The sequence below is a fragment of the Sphingomonas paucimobilis NBRC 13935 genome (genome assembly GCF_000739895.2).
Taxonomy (GTDB): domain Bacteria; phylum Pseudomonadota; class Alphaproteobacteria; order Sphingomonadales; family Sphingomonadaceae; genus Sphingomonas; species Sphingomonas paucimobilis.
In genome coordinates, this window is the sequence record NZ_BBJS01000057.1 from 24,679 (window position 1) to 42,923 (window position 18,245).

22 protein-coding genes are annotated in these 18,245 nt (G+C 67.6%); 13 read left to right on the forward strand and 9 right to left on the reverse strand.

What is annotated here, in order from left to right; all coding sequences use genetic code 11:
• Positions 1-57: 57 nt before the first annotated feature.
• The 3 genes from SP6_RS17405 to ubiG all read right to left on the reverse strand — a co-directional run bounded on the left by SP6_RS17405 (position 58) and on the right by ubiG (position 3,029).
• Positions 58-795 (reverse strand): polysaccharide deacetylase family protein, encoded by a 738-nt coding sequence (locus SP6_RS17405; protein ID WP_007406529.1) that lies wholly within the window; start codon positions 793-795, stop codon positions 58-60.
• Positions 796-867: 72 nt separating this feature from the next.
• Complete coding sequence (locus SP6_RS17410) at positions 868-2,292, reverse strand: glycosyltransferase family protein (RefSeq protein ID WP_158005334.1); 1,425 nt, start codon at positions 2,290-2,292, stop codon at positions 868-870.
• On the reverse strand, positions 2,289-3,029 hold the full coding sequence (gene ubiG / locus SP6_RS17415) for a bifunctional 2-polyprenyl-6-hydroxyphenol methylase/3-demethylubiquinol 3-O-methyltransferase UbiG (RefSeq protein ID WP_082052556.1): 741 nt from the start codon (positions 3,027-3,029) through the stop codon (positions 2,289-2,291). The genes SP6_RS17410 and ubiG overlap by 4 nt, the downstream gene beginning before the upstream one ends.
• A gap of 54 nt (positions 3,030-3,083) precedes the next feature.
• Here ubiG and SP6_RS17420 point away from each other — a divergent pair, with 54 nt between their 5' ends.
• From SP6_RS17420 to SP6_RS17430, 3 genes are all read left to right on the forward strand, one after another.
• Positions 3,084-4,334, forward strand: coding sequence for an aspartate kinase (locus tag SP6_RS17420; protein WP_007406479.1), 1,251 nt, complete (start codon positions 3,084-3,086; stop codon positions 4,332-4,334).
• A gap of 134 nt (positions 4,335-4,468) precedes the next feature.
• The gene (locus SP6_RS17425; protein WP_007406483.1) at positions 4,469-5,458 is read left to right on the forward strand and encodes an NAD(P)H-dependent flavin oxidoreductase; all 990 of its coding nucleotides are present in this window, start codon (positions 4,469-4,471) and stop codon (positions 5,456-5,458) included.
• 156 nt (positions 5,459-5,614) lie between these two features.
• On the forward strand, positions 5,615-6,406 hold the full coding sequence (locus tag SP6_RS17430) for a hypothetical protein (protein WP_007406505.1): 792 nt from the start codon (positions 5,615-5,617) through the stop codon (positions 6,404-6,406).
• A gap of 9 nt (positions 6,407-6,415) precedes the next feature.
• On the opposite strand, the gene SP6_RS17435 is transcribed toward SP6_RS17430, so the two are convergent.
• A complete protein-coding gene (locus SP6_RS17435) occupies positions 6,416-6,622 on the reverse strand; it encodes a helix-turn-helix transcriptional regulator (RefSeq protein WP_007406509.1) in 207 nt (68 codons plus the stop codon).
• Entirely contained in the window at positions 6,619-7,041 is a 423-nt protein-coding gene (locus SP6_RS17440) for a hypothetical protein (protein ID WP_007406514.1), read from the reverse strand. The genes SP6_RS17435 and SP6_RS17440 overlap by 4 nt, the downstream gene beginning before the upstream one ends.
• A 99-nt stretch (positions 7,042-7,140) precedes the next feature.
• Between SP6_RS17440 and SP6_RS17445 the strand changes: the two genes are divergently transcribed.
• The 7 genes from SP6_RS17445 to pal are packed head-to-tail and all read left to right on the forward strand — an operon-like array spanning position 7,141 to position 12,250.
• Positions 7,141-7,611, forward strand: coding sequence for a YbgC/FadM family acyl-CoA thioesterase (locus SP6_RS17445; protein WP_007406530.1), 471 nt, complete (start codon positions 7,141-7,143; stop codon positions 7,609-7,611).
• Positions 7,608-8,300, forward strand: a complete 693-nt coding sequence (tolQ, locus tag SP6_RS17450) for a protein TolQ (RefSeq protein WP_037569691.1) — start codon at positions 7,608-7,610, stop codon at positions 8,298-8,300. Before SP6_RS17445 ends, tolQ begins: the two co-directional genes overlap by 4 nt.
• A gap of 13 nt (positions 8,301-8,313) precedes the next feature.
• Positions 8,314-8,772: a protein TolR gene (gene tolR / locus SP6_RS17455; protein ID WP_007406527.1), complete on the forward strand. Its 459-nt coding sequence runs from the start codon at positions 8,314-8,316 to the stop codon at positions 8,770-8,772.
• Positions 8,772-9,803, forward strand: coding sequence for a cell envelope integrity protein TolA (gene tolA, locus SP6_RS17460; protein ID WP_007406535.1), 1,032 nt, complete (start codon positions 8,772-8,774; stop codon positions 9,801-9,803). The genes tolR and tolA (SP6_RS17460) overlap by 1 nt, the downstream gene beginning before the upstream one ends.
• A gap of 5 nt (positions 9,804-9,808) precedes the next feature.
• Complete coding sequence (tolA, locus tag SP6_RS17465) at positions 9,809-10,240, forward strand: cell envelope integrity protein TolA (protein WP_050794221.1); 432 nt, start codon at positions 9,809-9,811, stop codon at positions 10,238-10,240.
• Positions 10,241-10,251: 11 nt separating this feature from the next.
• Entirely contained in the window at positions 10,252-11,670 is a 1,419-nt protein-coding gene (gene tolB / locus SP6_RS17470) for a Tol-Pal system beta propeller repeat protein TolB (protein ID WP_007406501.1), read from the forward strand.
• Positions 11,671-11,725: 55 nt separating this feature from the next.
• Positions 11,726-12,250 carry a peptidoglycan-associated lipoprotein Pal gene (pal, locus tag SP6_RS17475; protein WP_007406493.1) on the forward strand — a complete coding sequence of 175 codons (525 nt, stop codon included), beginning with the start codon at positions 11,726-11,728 and terminating at the stop codon, positions 12,248-12,250.
• A 140-nt stretch (positions 12,251-12,390) separates the two neighbouring features.
• Here the strand turns inward: pal and SP6_RS17480 are convergent, their stop codons facing one another.
• From SP6_RS17480 to SP6_RS17490, 3 genes are read right to left on the reverse strand one after another with little or no spacing between them, the layout of a single operon-like run.
• Positions 12,391-13,305 carry a S1/P1 nuclease gene (locus SP6_RS17480; RefSeq protein WP_042469406.1) on the reverse strand — a complete coding sequence of 305 codons (915 nt, stop codon included), beginning with the start codon at positions 13,303-13,305 and terminating at the stop codon, positions 12,391-12,393.
• A gap of 10 nt (positions 13,306-13,315) precedes the next feature.
• Positions 13,316-14,242, reverse strand: coding sequence for an isoaspartyl peptidase/L-asparaginase family protein (locus SP6_RS17485; RefSeq protein WP_007406475.1), 927 nt, complete (start codon positions 14,240-14,242; stop codon positions 13,316-13,318).
• A gap of 42 nt (positions 14,243-14,284) precedes the next feature.
• Positions 14,285-15,451, reverse strand: coding sequence for an acyltransferase family protein (locus SP6_RS17490; RefSeq protein WP_007406489.1), 1,167 nt, complete (start codon positions 15,449-15,451; stop codon positions 14,285-14,287).
• Between the two features lie 61 nt (positions 15,452-15,512).
• On the opposite strand from SP6_RS17490, the gene ispG reads away from it, so the two are divergent.
• The 3 genes from ispG (at position 15,513) to SP6_RS21075 (ending at position 17,411) form a co-directional block, all read left to right on the forward strand.
• The gene (ispG, locus tag SP6_RS17495; RefSeq protein WP_037569694.1) at positions 15,513-16,640 is read left to right on the forward strand and encodes a flavodoxin-dependent (E)-4-hydroxy-3-methylbut-2-enyl-diphosphate synthase; all 1,128 of its coding nucleotides are present in this window, start codon (positions 15,513-15,515) and stop codon (positions 16,638-16,640) included.
• A gap of 58 nt (positions 16,641-16,698) precedes the next feature.
• The gene (locus SP6_RS17500; protein ID WP_007406532.1) at positions 16,699-17,109 is read left to right on the forward strand and encodes an NUDIX hydrolase; all 411 of its coding nucleotides are present in this window, start codon (positions 16,699-16,701) and stop codon (positions 17,107-17,109) included.
• A 125-nt stretch (positions 17,110-17,234) separates the two neighbouring features.
• Complete coding sequence (locus SP6_RS21075) at positions 17,235-17,411, forward strand: hypothetical protein (RefSeq protein WP_007406528.1); 177 nt, start codon at positions 17,235-17,237, stop codon at positions 17,409-17,411.
• Here the strand turns inward: SP6_RS21075 and SP6_RS17505 are convergent, their stop codons facing one another.
• The gene (locus tag SP6_RS17505) at positions 17,412-18,191 is read right to left on the reverse strand and encodes a transporter (RefSeq protein ID WP_007406506.1); all 780 of its coding nucleotides are present in this window, start codon (positions 18,189-18,191) and stop codon (positions 17,412-17,414) included. It abuts the gene before it with no gap.
• Positions 18,192-18,245 lie beyond the last annotated feature (54 nt).

The following is an 18,245-nucleotide window of genomic DNA, read 5'->3' on the forward strand; positions in this document are numbered from 1 at the left end:
GATGGAGATCCTCTTGGCCTTTGACGTCGCTCAGGCTGAACGGGGCTTGGGACTCGGTTACGCCGCCAGTAAATCCGCATAGCGCGACGGCCGGTGCGTCTTGGCCAGCCGCGCATAGGTCTTGTCGATGCTGTCGAGCAGCGCGGGCACGCCATTGTCGCCCGGATGCACCGCGACGCGGGCGACCGGGGTCGGGCGCAGGCCGTGGCGTAGCACGGCGGCGGCGGCCAGCGAACTGAGCTGGCGTCCCCGCGACCGGCTGGCCCAGGTGATGACGGGGCCGCGCGCGATGACCTTGCCGTCGGCGGGGGTCCAGACGCGGAAATGATCCTCGGCCAGGCCGAACCCCGCATCGCCCAGCGCGGCGCGCGCATCGTCCGAATAGAGCCAGGCCGGCGCGATGAAGCCGGTCGCGCGGCGGCCGATGATATCCTCGATCAGCGCGGTGCCGCGCGTCATCCGGCGCAGCGCCTCGGCACGATCCAGACCGACGAACTCGCCTTCGCCCGCCGTCATATGCTTGGCCTTCAGCGCGATGCGCGGATCGCTATGGGCCATGTCGTCCTTGTGCGACCAGCCATGGACGAACATCTCGATCCCCATATCGGCCCAGTCGCGCAACCGCGTGGCGAAGGGGGTGCCCGCGGCGATGGGGGCGCTGTTCCAATGGTCGGGGATGACCAGCATGGCGAGGCGCGGACCGCCCAGATGCCCGGACAGCCGATCGAACAGCGCGTCGACCGCGCCCTCGAACCGGGGGGACACGTCATGGATCGAGGCGAGAAGGCGTTTCATGGCGTCTTCCTTACACTTTGCCGGTGATGCTGCCCAATGGAAGATGTCCGGGGCCGTGATCGACCCGCCGGATCAGTGGGGCACGCGGATCAGGCGAAAGCGGGTTCCGGGCACCCGCCAGCCCGGATTCCTCGCCGCCCGCGCCAGCGCCGCGTCCAGCCGCGCATCGCCGGCCGACCAGGGCCCTTCGCCCCCGACCAGCACCCAGTCGGCGGCGATTCGCGGCCGGGTCTGCGCGACGAGATGGAGCCGCTGCTCCGCCTGCGCATCGAGCAGCGCGCGGCTGCGGAAATAAAAGGGGCCGGTGGCGAAATCGGGATGCGGCATCCGCCCCGTTACCGCCAGCATCTGTGGTGCGAGCGTGGCGACCGGGCCGGTGACGCCCATCCGGTCCATCATCGCGGCGGCGCGGCGCCCCTCGGCCAGCGCGGTGGGCAGGCTCATGCCTTCGTCACGGCCGATCAGGGTGATGAGCGTCGGTGCCAATCCGACGATCGCGAGCAGCGCCAGGGCGATTCGCCAGCGCGGCGAGGGCGGTTCCCGGTGCCAGAGCAGCGCCAGCGCGACGAACAGCGGCGGCAGGAAGGGCAGCCAATATTGCCGCCATGTCGGAAAGGGCAGCATCGCGCCGATCGCCCCGCCGATCATCAACAGGACCAGCAACCTGGGTGGCCGCGCCCGCGCCACCACGAGGAGCCCGACCAGCGCGGGGCCGAGCGCCAGGAATTTGAGCGAATCGAGCGCCTTCGCCGCCCAGCTCAGCTTCCACGGGCGGGCGGCATAATATTCGGCCGGGGCTTGCGAGGGGAAACGCAGGACCCCGAACAGGAAGCCTTCGGGCGCGGCGGCGAACAGCGCGGCCATGAGCGCGAGCACGGGCAGGGTGCCGATCATCACCCAGATGGGGCGGTGACGGCGATGGAACAGCGCCCATAATCCATAAGCGATGGCGGGCAGGGCATAGGAGATTTTGGCGGCGGCGGCGGCGGCGAGCAGCAATCCGGTCAGCGCGGCGCTTCCCCGACTGGCGCCCTGGCCTTCGCCCCGCGCCACCCCGATCAGCGCCGCCGCCAGCAGCGCGGCGGGGAGCGCGTCGTTGCGGGCCGTGCCGACCGCGAACAACAGGATGTCGCAGGTGGAAAAGAGCCATGCCGCCAGCGTCGCCGCGCGCCGATCAGCGCCCCATAACCGCGCGGCCCGGTACACGCCCGCAATGGCGACGAGCCCCAGCAGCGCATTGACCAGCCGCAAGGCCGGCCAGGCCCAGCGCCCCGCGACCCAGGCAATGGGTGCGAACAGCAGCGGCTGGAGCGGCGTCTGCAGATAGGCATAGTCGCGATAGGGGATCAGCCCCGCCCCGCTGAGCGTCGCGGCGGCGACATATTGGCTTTCGTCATGGTCGACCGGCCGGGCGATCGCCAACAGGCATAGCAGGACCGCGAGTAGCCCCGCCATCACCCATGCGCGCCGCCGATCCGACCGCGCAGTCGCGCTCACGCCCGCGTCGCGGTGACGAAATAATCGAGCGCGGTCGAATCGCTGACCATGAAGCCCTTGGTCGGAGAGAAGCTGAGCCCCCGCACGTCGCGCACCGTCAATCCGACATCGGTCAGCAGCGCGGTCAGCTCGTCGGGCGTCAGGAATTTGGACCAGTCATGCGTCCCCTTGGGGATCGTACCCGTCCCCTCGGCCAGCGTGATCAGCGCCAGCCTGGACAAGGGCGTGCGGTTGGGCGTCGACAGGATCATCAGCCCGCCGGGCGCCAGCGCATCGGCCAGTCCGCGTACGAATCGCGCCGGATCGGCGACATGCTCGATCACCTCCAGCGAGGTGACGAGGTCGAACGTCTCGCCCGCCAATCCCTCGACGCTCCCTGCGCGGTAATGAATTTCCAGCCCCGATTGCGCCGCATGGGCGGCGGCGACCGCGACATTTTCCGGCGCGGCGTCGAGCCCCGTCACCTCGGCGCCCAGTCGGGCGAGCGGCTCGCACAGCAACCCCGCGCCGCAGCCGACGTCGAGCGCGCGCTTGCCTTTCAGCGGGGTGAAACCCTGTCCATCGGCATCCCAATGCAGGTCGATCTGCTCGCGGATATAGCGCAGCCGGGGTGGATTAAGTCGGTGCAGCATCGCGCTCGACCCCTTGGGGTCCCACCAATCGGAGGCCATCTTTCCGAAATGTGCGGCTTCGGCCCCGATAATGGTAGAATCGTTCAAATGGCTTGCGTTCGTCATGGGGGCTACCTATCAGGACCGCCGTTTTACCCCAAGGAGATTGGCAAAAACCGCATGGCCCGTATCGTGATGAAGTTCGGCGGCACCTCGATGGCCGGAATCGAGCGCATCCGCAACGTGGCGGCGCGGGTCAAACGCGAGGTTGAGGCGGGCCATCAGGTCGCGGTCGTCGTCTCCGCGATGGCGGGGGAGACCGACCGGCTGGTCGGTTTCTGCCGCGAGGCCTCGTCGCTTTACGATCCCCAGGAATATGACGTCGTCGTCTCGGCGGGCGAACAGATCACCAGCGGCTTGCTGGCGATCACGCTCCAGGCGATGGGCGTCCCCGCCCGGTCTTGGCTGGGCTGGCAGCTGCCGATCCATACCGACACCGCGTTCGCGAAAGCGCGGATCGGCGAGATCGACACGACCGCGCTCGACGAAAGCCTGGCCAGCGGCGTGGTCGCGGTGATCCCCGGATTCCAGGGCGTGGCCGAGGGCAACCGGGTCACCACGCTGGGGCGCGGCGGTTCGGACACCAGCGCGGTCGCGGTCGCGGCGGCGATGAAGGCGGAGCGGTGCGACATCTATACTGATGTCGACGGCGTCTACACCACCGACCCGCGCATCGTGCCCCGTGCGCGCAAGCTGTCGAAGGTCACCTATGAAGAGATGCTGGAACTCGCCAGCGTCGGCGCCAAGGTGCTCCAGACCCGCTCGGTGGGTCTGGCGATGAAGGAACAGGTGCGCGTGCGGGTGCTCAGCTCGTTCGACGACGCACGGGACGAAGACGGACATCGCGGCACGTTGATCGTGGGCGAAGAGGAAATCGACGATATGGAACGCCAGCTCATCACCGGCATCGCGCATGACAAGAACGAAGCCAAGATCACCCTGACCGCCGTGCCGGATCGCCCGGGCGCGGTCGGCTCGATCTTCGCGCCGCTGGCCGATGCGGGGATCAATGTGGACATGATCGTCCAGAACATCGCGCATTCGACCGGCTCGACCGACGTGACCTTCACGGTGCCGTCGGCGGACCTCGCCCGCAGCCTCGACGTGCTGGAAAAGGCGAGCGGCGAGATCGGGTATGGCAACCTCGTCCATGACACGCGGGTCGCCAAGATCTCGGTCGTGGGTGTGGGCATGCGCAGCCATGCGGGCGTGGCGTCGACCATGTTCCAGACGCTGGGCGCGCGCGGGATTAATATCCTCGCCATCACCACCTCGGAGATCAAGGTCAGCGTGCTAATCGAAGAGGATTATACCGAGCTGGCGGTGCGTGTCCTGCACACCGCTTACGGGCTGGACGCCGAAGCGGCGTAATCCCTCAATTCCTCCCCAAGCGTGCTTGGGGAGGAATGCGCTCCCATCTTGCCGTCCGCGCGCCGCCACGGCATGGAGCGGCGATGACCGACACCCTTACCACCACCACCGGCGAACAGCGTCTCGCCACCCGCATGGCGCGCGGCGCGGAATTTCTGGGCGCCGACATGGCGATCATGGCGGGTGCCATGTCCTGGGTGTCGGAGCGCAACCTTGTCTCCGCCATGTCCAATGCAGGCGGCTTCGGCGTGATCGCGTGCGGCGCGATGACGCCCGAACTGCTCGACACCGAGATCGCCGCAACCAAGGCGATGACGAGCCGCCCGTTCGGCGTGAACCTCATCACCATGCACCCGCAGCTGTTCGACCTGATCGCGGTATGCGGCCGCCATCAGGTCGGCCATGTCGTGCTCGCCGGGGGCCTGCCCCCCAAGGGCGCGCTGGAGGCGATCAAGGAAACCGGGGCCAAGGTCATATGCTTTGCGCCTGCGCTGTCCCTCGCCAAGAAGCTGATCCGCTCGGGCGTCGACGCGCTGGTGATCGAGGGGATGGAAGCGGGCGGCCATATCGGCCCGGTCTCGACGAGCGTGCTGGCGCAGGAAATGCTGCCCGAGATCGCCGACCAGGTGCCGGTCTTTGTCGCGGGCGGTATCGGCCGGGGCGAGGCGATCGCCGGCTATCTCGACATGGGGGCGGCGGGCGTCCAGCTCGGCACGCGCTTCGTCTGCGCGACCGAATCGATCGCGCACGCCAATTTCAAGAAGGCGTTCATCCGCGCTTCGGCCCGTGATGCGGTGGCGAGCGTGCAGATCGACCCGCGCCTGCCGGTCATCCCGGTCCGCGCGCTTAAGAATGCCGGCGGCGAGCTGTTCACCGCCAAGCAGCGCGAAGTGGCCCAGTCGCTGGACGAGGGCAAGGTCGCGATGGCCGAGGCACAGCTCCAGATCGAGCATTATTGGGCCGGCGCGCTGCGCCGTGCGGTGATCGAGGGCGATGTCGAGCATGGCTCGGTCATGGCGGGCCAGTCGGTCGGCATGGTGACCAAGGAAGAGCCGATCGCCGACATCCTGGCGCAGTTGATGGCCGAAGCCGCCGCCGCGCTGACCGCGCGCCACGCCGGATAAGCCCGGCCGGGCCTCAACTTACCCCCAACTCGGCCAACGTCCTGACTTTCCTCGGACGAAGCCCACGCTTCGTCGCATGGCTTACCCGCTATTAACCTCGAATCGGCATGACGAGCGTCGAAGGGCGGGGGACAGGATTTGCCGAGGATCGGGGTTATGGGAAACAAGCGTATCTGGGCCGGTGTTGCGGTCGGCCTTTCACTGGCGGGCTGTGCCGCGCGCGAAACCGCCAAGGTCGCGCCGCCGCCGGTGATGGTGCCCGCCGCGCCGCAGGTGGTGCGCGCGCCGCTGCCGCCCGGTGCCACCCCGGGGATGATGATCCCCGCCAAGCTGCCCGACGGCAATTACGCCACCCCCAACCGCGCGCTGACCAGCGCAGCGACCGTCTGGCATTTGCGCTCGGCGCTCAACGTCGCGGCGCTGGCCTGTCGCGGTGCCGATGAGGGGCTGATCGTCACCCGCTACAACACGATGCTGACCACGCAGAAGATCGCGCTGGCGGCGGCGGAAAAGCGCTATTCGGCGGAATATCAGTCGCAGGGCGGCGATTGGCGCGATCGTTATGACGACGCCATGACCCGGCTCTACAATTTCTTCTCGATCACGCCCGTCCGCAAGACCTTCTGCGCCGCCGCCGACCAGGTTTTGGCCGATATTAGCAGTGCGTCGTCGAGCGATTTTGATACGGCGGCGCCCAAGCGGCTGGACCAGTTGAACGAGCCGTTCCTTGCTTTTTTCCGTGCCTATGATGCGTGGCGGTCGGGGACGATGGTGCCGGTTCAGTCGCTTTCCGCACCGCTGGCCGTGGCGACCACCGCGCAGCCCGGCGTCGCGCCAGCGACCCCGCCACGTGTGCTGTCGAGCCAGCCGGTTCCCGCCGCCAAACCCTATGCGCCGCCGGTCATCAATCCACCCAGCCTGTCGGTGAACCCGTCCGCGCTGCAATAGGCAGCCCGGTCAGTCGACGATCCAGAACAGCGATTCGACCGGTCGGCCCAGGGCTCGCGCCAGCTTGAGCGCGAGCAGGGTCGATGGCTGGAAGACGCCGTTTTCCACCGTGTTGATCGTCTTGCGGCTGACCCCGATCGCTTCGGCGAGGCCGCCCTGGGTCAGCCCCGCCGCCTCGCGCGCGGCCTTCAGATCGTTGCCCAGCGTCTCGTTCATCGGCTAGCGCGCAGTTCCAGGGTCGAAAATGCGATCAGTGCCGCCATCAGCCCGGCAGTGATGACGATCCGGCCCGCCGCTATGGTGTCGAGGGGCAAGAGTGATCCGACGATGATGGTCGCGGCCGCCGCAGCGAGCATGGCCCAGAAACCCGCCGCCAGACTTGACCGGCGATGGTCGCATGTCGTTTCGTCGTTCATCAGCTGGGATACGGGCCCGCATCGGTTCCAGCGGAACGGCAGAGCGGTGAGATTGAGCGCGGTCAGTGCGATCATGACGAACCACGGCGCCAATCGCGCAGCGCCGTCGCTGTGTCCTCGAATCGCGAGGATGGCTGATGCCAGAAGCGTCGCCGCCAGCAGGTACCCGATGATGGCCCGCGCTCGGCTCTTGCGTTCGGCCTTCTCGACAAGACCCATGATGTGCCTCCTGTAACCTATAGGTATCATGTAACCCGTAGGTAACAGCGCCGCAAGTGCCTTTCTTCCCCTGGGCGGATGGGTTAACGGGCACTCACCATGACGGTGACGGACGACGACCAGCCAAAGGGCGGCCGCTTCGAGGGGCACGAGCATCGCTTCGCGGTGCGCGTCTATTTCGAGGATACCGACCTGTCGGGCGTGGTCTATCACGCCAATTATCTGCGTTATATGGAGCGCGCCCGCTCCGACATGCTGCGCGTCGCCGGGATCGACCAGCGCGCCGCGCATGAGGCGGGCGAGGGCGCCTATGCCGTCACCGATATCGCCATCCGCTATGCGGCCTCGGCGCGGCTCGACGACGACCTGATCGTGACTTCGAAGCTGATCGAGGTCAGTGCGGTTCGCGTCGTCATTCATCAGACAGTCAGGTGCGGCACGGTCAAGCTGACCGATGCCAGGGTTACCGTCGCCTGGGTCGGCCCGAACGGCCGCCCGCGTCGGCAACCCGCCGACTGGATCGCCATCTACCAACGCCTTGTCTGGCAGGGGGACACCGAACACCCATGAATCCCGTCTTCAACATGGATGCCGCCACATTGTCGCCCGTCGCGCTGTTCCTTCAGGCCGATTGGGTGGTGAAGTTCGTGATGATCGGGCTGTTGCTCGCCAGCATCTGGACCTGGACGATCATCGTCGCCTTCTCGCGCAAGCTGGCGCGCACGAAGAAGGGCATGACCCGGTTCGAGCGCGATTTCTGGAAGGCGGAGGATATCGACGCCTTTCACCGGATGGAGCAGGACAATGAACTGCCCAGCGCGCGGGTCTTCTCGGCCGGGGTACAGGAATGGCGGCGGTCGACCGCGGGCGGGCATATCGATCGTGACGGCACGCGTGAGCGTCTCGCCACCGCGATGGGCTCGGCCGTGGCGGGCGAGATCGACAAATTGTCGGACCGTTTGAACGTGCTGGCGACCGTCGGCTCGGTCGCGCCGTTCGTCGGCCTGTTCGGCACCGTCTGGGGCATCATGCGCAGCTTCACGGGCATCGCGCAGGCGCAGAATTCGTCGCTAGCTGTCGTCGCGCCGGGGATCGCCGAGGCGCTGTTCGCCACTGCCATCGGCCTGTTCGCCGCCATCCCGGCGGTCATCGCCTATAACCGGTTCAGCCACGGGGTGAACAAGGTGGAGGCGTCGCTCAACCGGTTCGCCGACGGTTTCCACACCACGCTCAGCCGCCAGCTCGATCAGGCGCGTTGAGAGGGGACGGGCGATGGCCATGAACCTTCCCTCCCGCTCCGGCCGGGGCCGCCGTGCGCCGATGGCGGAGATCAACGTCACGCCGCTGGTCGACGTGATGCTGGTGCTGCTGATCATCTTCATGGTGACGGCGCCATTGCTGACCACGGGCGTGCCGGTTAACCTGCCCGATAGCCGCGCCAAGGCGCTGGAGCAGGAGCAGAAGCCCGAGCAGATCTCGATCGATGAGCAGGGGCGGCTGTTCCTGAACGAGGATGAGATCAGCGACGCCGATCTGCCCGCCAAGCTGGATGCGATCGCCGCGCGCAAGGACCCGGACGGGCAGGTGCCGCAAATCTATCTACGCGCCGACCGGGCGCTCGATTACGGCCGGGTGATGCGGGTGATGGGCGAGCTGAACCGCGCCGGGCTGAACCGCGTGTCGCTGGTTACCGTCGAGGGCGGCGCGGCTGAGGGAGCGGGCGCGCGCTGATGGAGCGTGGGGAACGGACCGGGCTGGCGATCGCGGTCGCAGGACATATCGTCCTGTTCGGCCTGTTGTCGGTCGGCTTTCTGGCGACGCCGAACCCGGAAAAGCTGAAGGTCACGCCGATCGACATCTCGCTGGTCAAGGATGTCGGGCTGGAGGCCGAATCGCCCACCCCCAACCAGCAACCCGCCCAGTCGATCGCTCCGGAAGAAGGCGCGCCCGAGGATGCGGCCCCGCCCGAGCCGGTGGAGGCCGAACCCGAGCCGCAGCCGGCCCCTCCGCCGCCCGCGCCGGAACCGCGCCCCCAGCCCAAGCCGCAACCGCAACCCAAGCCTCAGCCGGCGCCCAAACCCGAACCGCGCCCCGAGCCGAAGCCACAGCCGCGACCCAAGCCGGCGGAGCGGCCGCAACCCAAACCGAAGCCGCAACCGGCCAAGCCCGCCCCCGCCAGACCGGCCCCGGCCAAGCCAGCGCCGGCGAAACCCGCGCCGGCGGCGAAGCCGGCTCCGGCCGCGTCCAAGCCCAGCCAATCGGCCGCCAAGCCTTCCGCATCCCGGCCGACCACGCCCGCGCGTGGACAGGGCAACAGCGCGACCGCCACCGCTGCCAAGCCGCGCGGATCGCGGCTCGGCAATGATTTCCTCAAGGGCCTGTCGCCCGATCCGTCGCCGTCCAAGTCGGAAGCGGCGCCCGCGACGAAGATCGGTGCGCAGCAACTGGCCAACATCGCCTCGGCGATCCTGCGCCAGGTGCAGCCCTGCGCCAATCGCCAGGTGACGCCGGGCCCCGGTGCTGAGCGGATCCGCGTGACGATGAACCTGAAGCTCAATCGCGACGGCAGCCTGGCGGCCGCCCCGCGCGTCGTCGGCCATAGCGGCGTCGATGGCGAGAATGATCGCTATGTCGACCGGGTCGACGATCTGGCGATCGCCACTTTCAAGGGCTGCTCGCCGCTGCGCGGGTTACCGGCGGAACTCTATGACGTGCCCGGCGGCTGGAGCAACTTCACGCTGCGCTATAAGCTGCCGGGATGAGGGTGATGCGCCGATCCCTTGCCGCGTCCATCGGTTTGATCCTGGGACTGATGCCGACCGCGCCTGTGGCGGCGCAGGACGGGACCATGCCACCGGCACGGCCGGCGGATGCCGCGCAGCAAATACAAATCGCCCGTTCGATCCTGCACCAGGTCCAGCCCTGCGCGAACCGACAGGTCAATCCCGGCCCCGGTGCCAATCGCATCTGGGTCCAGATGAAGCTGCACCTGGCCCGCGACGGCAGCCTGGCCGAAATCCCGCAGATCGTGGGGCATGGCGGTGTCGATGGTGACAATGAACGCTATGTGGGTCAGATCGATGCCGCCGCGATGGCGTCGTTCGAACACTGCACGCCGCTGCACGGGCTGCCGGCGGAACTTTATGATGGGCCCGGCGGCTGGAGCCACATCATGATGCGCTACAAACTACCGGGTTGAGGATGATGCTAATGCCCCGTTCCCTGCTGACTCTTCCGCTCACGCTGATGCTGGCGGCCAGTGCGCTGTCCGCGCAGGACGTGCCGGCGCCCGCGCCCCAGGCCGAGCCTGGGCAGGCCCCGGCCCCGGCCGGGCAGCAACCGGCTGTCGCCCCTGCCAATGGCCAGGAAGGGCTGGTCGTCGATGTCGAGGGCGGCATTTCTGCGCCGATGCCGATCGCCATTCCCGCCATGCCGACCAATGCCGTCGTGCAGACGGCGGCGGGGACCACCGATGTGGTGGGGCAGCAGCTGTCGCAGATCATCGCCAATGACCTGCGCAATTCAGGGCTGTTCACGCCGATCCCGCCGGCGCAGCTGCGCACCGTGTCCTTTCCCGAAGTGACCGCGCCCGCCTTCGACTATTGGAACGGCACCGGCGCGCAGGCGCTGGTCCAGGGCTATGTCCGCGCCAATGGCGACGGCACGCTGACCGTCGGTTGCTATCTCTATGACGTGCTGGCCAAGAGCGAACTGGCGCGGCAAGGCTTTGTGGTGCAGCCCGCCGAATGGCGCCGCGCCGCGCACAAATGCGCCGACAGCATCTATACCAAGCTGACCGGTGAAGGGCCCTATTTCGATAGCCGGATCGTCTATGTCTCGGAAACCGGCCCCAAGGCGCGGCGGATCAAGCGGCTGGCGATCATGGACCAGGACGGTGCCAATCACCGCTTCCTGACCAACGGTCAGTCGATCGTGCTGACCCCGCGTTTCGCGCCGAACCAGCAGTCGATCGTCTATATGTCCTATGTCGACAAGCGGCCGGCCATCTATGTCTATGACATCGGCAGCGGCCGCCAGCGGCTGGTGGTGCAGAATGCCGCGACGACCTTCGCGCCGCGCTTTTCGCCCGATGGCCGCTGGATCCTCTTCTCGATGGCGCAGGGCGGCAACACCGATATCTACCGCGTCTCGGCGCAAGGGGGCACGCCGCAGCGGCTGACCAACTCGCCCGGCATCGATACCGGCGGCAGCTATTCGCCCGACGGCTCCAAGATCGTGTTCGAAAGCGACCGCTCGGGCGGACAGCAGATTTACGTGATGAACGCCGATGGCTCGAACCAGCAGCGGATCAGCTTTGGCGGCGGGCGCTATGCGACCCCGGTGTGGAGCCCGCGCGGCGACCTGATCGCCTTCACCAAGCTGGGCGGGGCGTTTCGCATCGGCATCATGAACCCGTCGGGTGGGGCTGAGAAGCTGTTGACCAATAGCTGGCAGGACGAAGGGCCGAGCTGGTCGCCCAATGGCCGCGTCATCACCTTCCAGCGCACGACGCAAGGATCGTCGGGCAAGGCCGATGTGTGGATGGTCGACCTGACCGGCGTCAACGAACGGCGTATTCCGACCCCGCTCGACGGGTCGGATCCCGCCTGGGGGCCGCTGCGGCCCTGACGACGTTGGGAGCGGGTTTCGGGGGCGAAACGAATCCAGAGGGAGTGATAGTCCAGTGACCAAGATCAAGACCACGCTTGTCGTCGCCACCATGGCGCTCGCGATCGCCGGCTGTGCCAAGAAGCGCCCCGCCGTCCTGCCGCCGGCCCCGGTCGACCAGAATGCGGGCGTCGACCCCAATGCGGGTCAGGCGACGCCGACCGATGGCGCGATCGTCCCGGGTTCGGACGCCGATTTCAAGCGCTCGGTGACCTCGAACACGATCCATTTCGGGCTCGACCAATATGATATCGATCCCGAATCGCGCGCGATCCTGGACAGCCAGGCGGGGTGGCTGATGCGCTATCCCAATGTCCGCATCACGATCGAGGGGCATTGCGACGAACGCGGCACGCGCGAATATAACCTCGCGCTGGGCGATCGCCGCGCCAACGCCGCCAAGAATTATCTCGCCGCGCGCGGCGTGTCGGCGGACCGGATGACGGTCATCAGCTATGGCAAGGAACGCCCGATCGCACTGGGTTCGGACGAAGCCAGCTATGCGCAGAATCGTCGCGCGGTGACGGTCGTTCTGGGGTGATGAAAGGCCCGGCCCATTTGGGGCCGGGCGTTTTGGCAGGCGCTGGGCGAGGGGGAAGCGTGCGCTTCGGCTTCGCTCAGCGTGAACGGCGTGTGGGGGGCGTGGCTTCCGGCCATGCGGGCGACTGACCGCGTTTCAACCTAACCCCGTTCAGCCTGAGCGAAGTCGAAGGCCACGCGACTCCGCCCTGCCTTCACCCCCCTAAACGCGCTGTTTAACAGTTTGGCCAAGCGCAACCCACCACGTTTGATCTGTTCGCGTTCGACCGGCGCCATCGCCTCGATCGCCGCTTCGTCCATATGCATGTGTGCCGGCGTCGGCCGGCACGCATCGCCGCCCATCGCGGCGGCATAGGCCCGCTTGGCGATCGCCCAATTCTCGCGGCTCCAGGCCATCACGCCGCCCGCCGCCTCGCGCCGCTGCTCGGCAACCGGATAGCGCCGGACGATCGCCGGCGGCGTCGAGATGGCGCGCTCGGCCAGCAGCCCGTCCCATACCGAATGCAGGTTGAGACGCGGCGTCGCATAGATGCCGTAATCGACATGGGTGTCGTTGCCGCCCTTGTCGCCCTTGTCCCCGGCGTGAAGCGGCTGGTGCAGGTCGCCGACGAAATGGACGAGGAAGGCCAGGGCCATCACCCGGTCCTTCTGGCTGGCGCGCTTGTCCTTCAGGATCGCGAGCTGGCGCGGAATCTGCGCCGACACGCAATCGCCCGTGTCGCAGGCCGGCGGCAGGCGGAAGGGCTGGCAGATGTCCACATTCTGATAATGCCAGCTATAGGCATAGCCGAAGCGCGACTTGCCGGCCTCGTCCTTCAGCGGCTTGACGCAATCCGGCCAGACGCTGGCTTCCTCGATGGTGCGGACGGGGCAGGTGGGGGTGTCGAGCTTCGCTTGCGCGCGCAGGATCTGGCGAATCTCCGCACGCGCATGCGGGGTGATATTGGCCCAGGCGATCGCCGCGACGGTCTCATGACCATATTCCCAATAGGCGGCGGCGGGCGAGGCGAAGAGGGACGCCGCGATCATCGCGACGAACAGGCGCAAGTGCTTCATGACGCGCGTTTTATCCCTCGTCGGCGTAGATCGCTACCCTGTGTTCGCCACCGCTCGTCGCACGGCCGCGATACATGCCCGCCGTGGTCATGCTCCAGGCGATGCTGCCATCCGGCGCGGCGACGATGGTGCCACCGGTGCCGCCCAGGTCGCGTACCTCGGCCAGCACTGCGTCGGCGGCCTGCTGGATGCTGTCGCCGGTGAAGCGACGGCGCGCGGCGATCTCATGCCCGACGCCGACGCGGATGAAGACCTCGCCCGAGCCGGTGCAGGACACCGCACAGGCGCGATCGTCGGCATAGGTGCCGGCGCCGATCAGCGGCGAATCGCCGATCCGGCCCCAGCGCTTGCCCGTGACGCCCCCGGTCGAGGTGGCGGCGGCGACATGGCCCTGCATGTCGCAGGCGACGGCACCGACCGTGCCATATTTCATATCGCTGTCGAAGGCGTCGGCACCCCGCGACAGGAGCTCGTCGAGCTGGCGACGGCGTTCGTCGGTGTGGAACCAGGCAGGGTCGACCTGCTCCAGCCCCTGTTCAATCGCGAAGCGATCCGCGCCCGCGCCGGCGAGCAGGACATGTGGACTGGCGGTCATCACCGCGCGCGCCAGCGACACCGGATGGCGGGTGCGCGTTACACCCGCGACCGAACCGGCGCGGCGGTCGCGACCGTCCATGATCGCGGCATCGAGTTCGTTGGTTCCTTCCCGCGTGAAGCAGGCGCCGCGCCCGGCATTGAAATGCGGATCGTCCTCCAGCACGCGGACCGCGGCCTCGACCGCGTCGAGCGCCTCGCCGCCACCGGCCAGCACCGCCGCCCCGGCCTTTAGCGCCGCGTCCAGCCCGGCGCGTGCGCCGGCGTCCTGCTCAGTGGTCAGGACGTCGCGCGTAATCCGGCCCGCGCCGCCATGGATGACCAGCGACCAGGATGCGGACATGGGTGTACTCCAGGAAAGACAAGGAAAGTCCCGCGCCCCCTATCAGATCGCCCGCTTGCTGCCATCCCCCGGCCGCAACCCGATCAGGGGGCGCAGCCAACGCACCCGGCGGCCGACCAGATAGAAGAGCCAGCATCCCGCCACCGTCGCGATTATCAGGATCAGCGCATCGAACGCCAGCGGCCATCCCGCGCCCTGCAAGGCGAGCGCGACCAGGATGATGATGGTCTGGTGGATCAGATAGAAGGGGAACACCGCCTCCGTCAGCGTCCGGCGCCAGACATGGTCGCGGTTCCAGAAACGCTCGGCGATCCCGATCAGTGCGACGACCGCCATCCATCCCTGCACCGCGCGCGCGCCGGCGAAGATGTTACCCAATCCCGCTGGCGCACCCGCCAGCCCGGGCCAGCGCAGCTCCAGCCCCGCCGCGACGCCATAGCTGAGGAGTGCAATAATCCCGGCGACGATCCAGCCCCGGCGGAAACTGTCCAGCACCCGCTCCGACCCCGCCATGCCGAAGCCGAACAGCAGCGCCGGGAAATAGAGGAGATGCGCCAGCCCGTCGTCGATCAGGCCATGGGTTTCGCTCTCGCCGGGAAACCAATGGATATCGACCAGCATCAGCCAGCCGACGGGCAGGATCACGCCCCCCCAACCGCCGAAGATCCGGTCGAACAGCCTTTGCGCCGCGCGCGCCCAGGGGTGGCCGACCGCCAGCATCAGCGCGATCGCCATGGTATAGGCCCAGAGGTAACCGACGAACCACAGGTGATTCCAGGCCGGCGTCGGCACCACGCCGCCGATTCGCCGGAAGCTCAGCCAATCGCGCGTCCAGAAGGTCCAATAGGACCCCGGATAGCCATATTTGCTGACCAGCTCGGCCCAGATCTGTGGCGGCACCAGCACGGCGATCCCGAACGCCAGCGGCACGAGCAGTCGGATGCTGCGCCCGCGCACGAAACTGAGGATCGACGGGTGCCGCACCGCCAGCGCGCGGGTGGCATAGCCCGACACGACGAACAGCAGCATCAGCCGCCACGGATTGCTCGCCAGCATCGGGATCGCGACCCAGGGCAGGCTGGCCAACTGCACGTGGAAGCCCCAGGGCACGAACACCATGCCGATATGGTACAGGATCAGGATGGCGAAGGCGCCGATGCGCAGCCAGTCGAGACCATAATGGCGGGGGATGGGGGCGGCGGCGGTCATTCTGGGGGTCTGGTACAGCACTGACTTTGAACCGCAACGCCGCGCGCGTATATAGGGGTCCATGTCCATTCGTCCCTGGCGAGATATCGTCCGCCGCCAAAGCCGTCAGATCATGGTGGGCAACGTGCCCGTGGGCGGCGACGCCCCCGTCACCGTGCAGACCATGACCAACACGCCGACCAGCGATCCGGTCGCTACGATCGACCAGATTCGCCGGTGCGAAGAGGCGGGCGCGGACATCATCCGCGTCTCCTGCCCCGACACCGATTCGACGGCGGCGCTGGCCAAGATCACCAAGGCGGCACGCGTGCCGATCGTCGCGGACATCCATTTCCACTATAAGCGTGCGCTGGAGGCGGCCGATGCGGGCGCGGCCTGTCTGCGCATCAATCCGGGCAATATCGGTTCGTCCGAGCGCGTCGCCGAAGTGGTCCGCGCCGCCAAGGCCAATGGTTGCGCCATCCGCATCGGCGTGAATGCCGGTAGCCTCGAGAAGGACCTGCTCGAAAAATATGGCGAGCCCTGTCCCGAGGCGCTGGTGGAAAGCGCGCTCGACCATATCAAGCTGCTCCAGGACCATGACTTCCACGAGTATAAGGTCGCGGTGAAGGCGTCCGACGTGTTCCTGGCGGTCGCTGCCTATCAGGGGCTGGCCGAGGCGACCGATTGCCCGCTGCATCTGGGCATTACCGAGGCGGGTGGGCTGATCGGCGGGACGGTCAAGTCCTCGATCGGCATCGGCTCGCTGCTATGGTTCGGGATCGGTGACACGATCCGCGTTTCCCTGTCGGCCGAGCCTGAAGAGGAGGTGCGCGTCGGCTTCGAGATCCTGAAGGCGCTGGGCATCCGCAATCGCGGCGTGCGCGTCGTGTCCTGCCCGTCCTGCGCGCGGCAGGGTTTCGACGTGATCCGCACCGTCCAGGTACTGGAGGAGCGGCTCCAGCACATCCGCACGCCCATGTCGTTGTCGGTGCTGGGCTGCGTCGTCAACGGCCCCGGCGAGGCGCGCGAGACCGATATCGGCGTGACCGGCGGCGGCAATGGCAAGCACATGGTCTATCTGTCGGGCCTGACCGACCACACGGTCGAGGATGCCGACATGGTCGACCATATCGTCAAGCTGGTCGAGGCCAAGGCCGCCGAGCTGGAAGCCGCCGACGTGGCGAAGGCGGCGATCGCGGCGGAGTAACCCGTCCTCCCTGGCCACCCCCGCTTGCGGGGGCGGAATGGGTCGTTACGATGATGGTATGACCGTCATCCCTATTGCCGCTGCGCTGATCGAAGACGGGGCGGGCCATGTGCTGCTCGTCCGCAAGGCGGACACCCGGTTCTTCATGCAAGCGGGCGGCAAGATCGAGCCCGGCGAGGAGCCCGCCGCCGCGCTGGTTCGCGAACTGCACGAAGAGATCGGGCTGATCGTCGCCGAGGCGGATTTGCAACCGCTGGGACGATTCGCCGCGCCCGCCGCGAACGAAGCGGGTGCCCGCGTCGATGCGCATGTCTTTCACCTTCGCACCGACCACCAGCTCGCGCCCGCCGCCGAAATCGCCGAGGCGTTGTGGGTCGATCCGGCGCAGGCCCATGCGCTCCCGCTTGCTCCCCTGACCCGCGACTATATCCTTCCCCTATGGCTGGATGGGATGGGAGAGCGGGCGTGATGTCCATACGGGCTGTCCTTCTGAGCATCGCGCTGACGGCTTCTGGTTGCACGACGCCCTCGACAGGCAAGCCCTTACTGACCAAGCGGACTTTCCGGCAGATCGCCAGGACATGCGGCGTCACCATGACGGAATTCAAGGTCGCGCATAGCGGCCTGCCCTATGTCCGGTTCCTTTACCGGGATGTAGCACAGGAAAGCGATGTCAGGGCCGCACCCAGCGTCGAATGCGTCGGCGCGGCGCTCACATCCTATCGCTACGAATATTTCGGCCCGGACGCCGACCCGCCAAGTCCCGAATGATCACAGTCGCAAGCCGAGCCGGACGCCCGCTCCCGCATCGGGGGCGCCGCGGCTGACCCCGGCACTGCCCTGCACCCCCAGTGACAGACGCTGGGACAGTGCGGTGTCGAGGCCGGCACCGATTTCCTGCCGATCGGCGGCTTGGTCGCTGGCGCGGGAGGCGTAGTTGTACGAGACGTTGACCTCGCTCGCCTTGCCGACACGCAGCGCCACGCCGCCCCGTGCGCTGGTGACGTCGCGCAGACGATAGGCATCGGGCTGCCCGACAAAACTGTGGCCGACCGACACGAAGGGCGTGACCTTGCCCGGGACGGCGGCTTCGCCCAGGACCGTATAGTCCGTCTTGCCCGTCCCAAGGCCCCGCGCGGCCGAGGCGGTGGGCAGCTTGGCGCTGCCCGTCACCGCCAGCGCCAGATGGTGCGGACGCGGTTCGGTCAGCTGGACCGAGGCGCCGACCACCGCGTCGCCCAGCCCGCTGCGCCGCACCCGCGTCGCGGGGCGGGTGGGATCGACGAAGATCGGCAGGCCCAGCGGACCGCCGGGGGGCGCGACGACATTGCCCGGCGCATCGACCTGTACCACCGGCAGCGCGGCGAAGACGCTGACCCGCTTGTGCTTGGCGCGCAGCGAGGCGGTGGAACTGGCGGTGCTGATCTTCTGTCCGGTGCCATAGCGACCGCTGCTATAGTCCGCGCCGACCGAGGCGGTGACTTGCGCGTGGGCGGGATGCGCCGCCATCAGCGCCATCGTCAAACCCGTCGCGACCAGGACCGTCTTCATACCCTTTGCCCCTTGATAGTGTCTGGATGGCAAACGGATGCGGGTTCGGCTTTC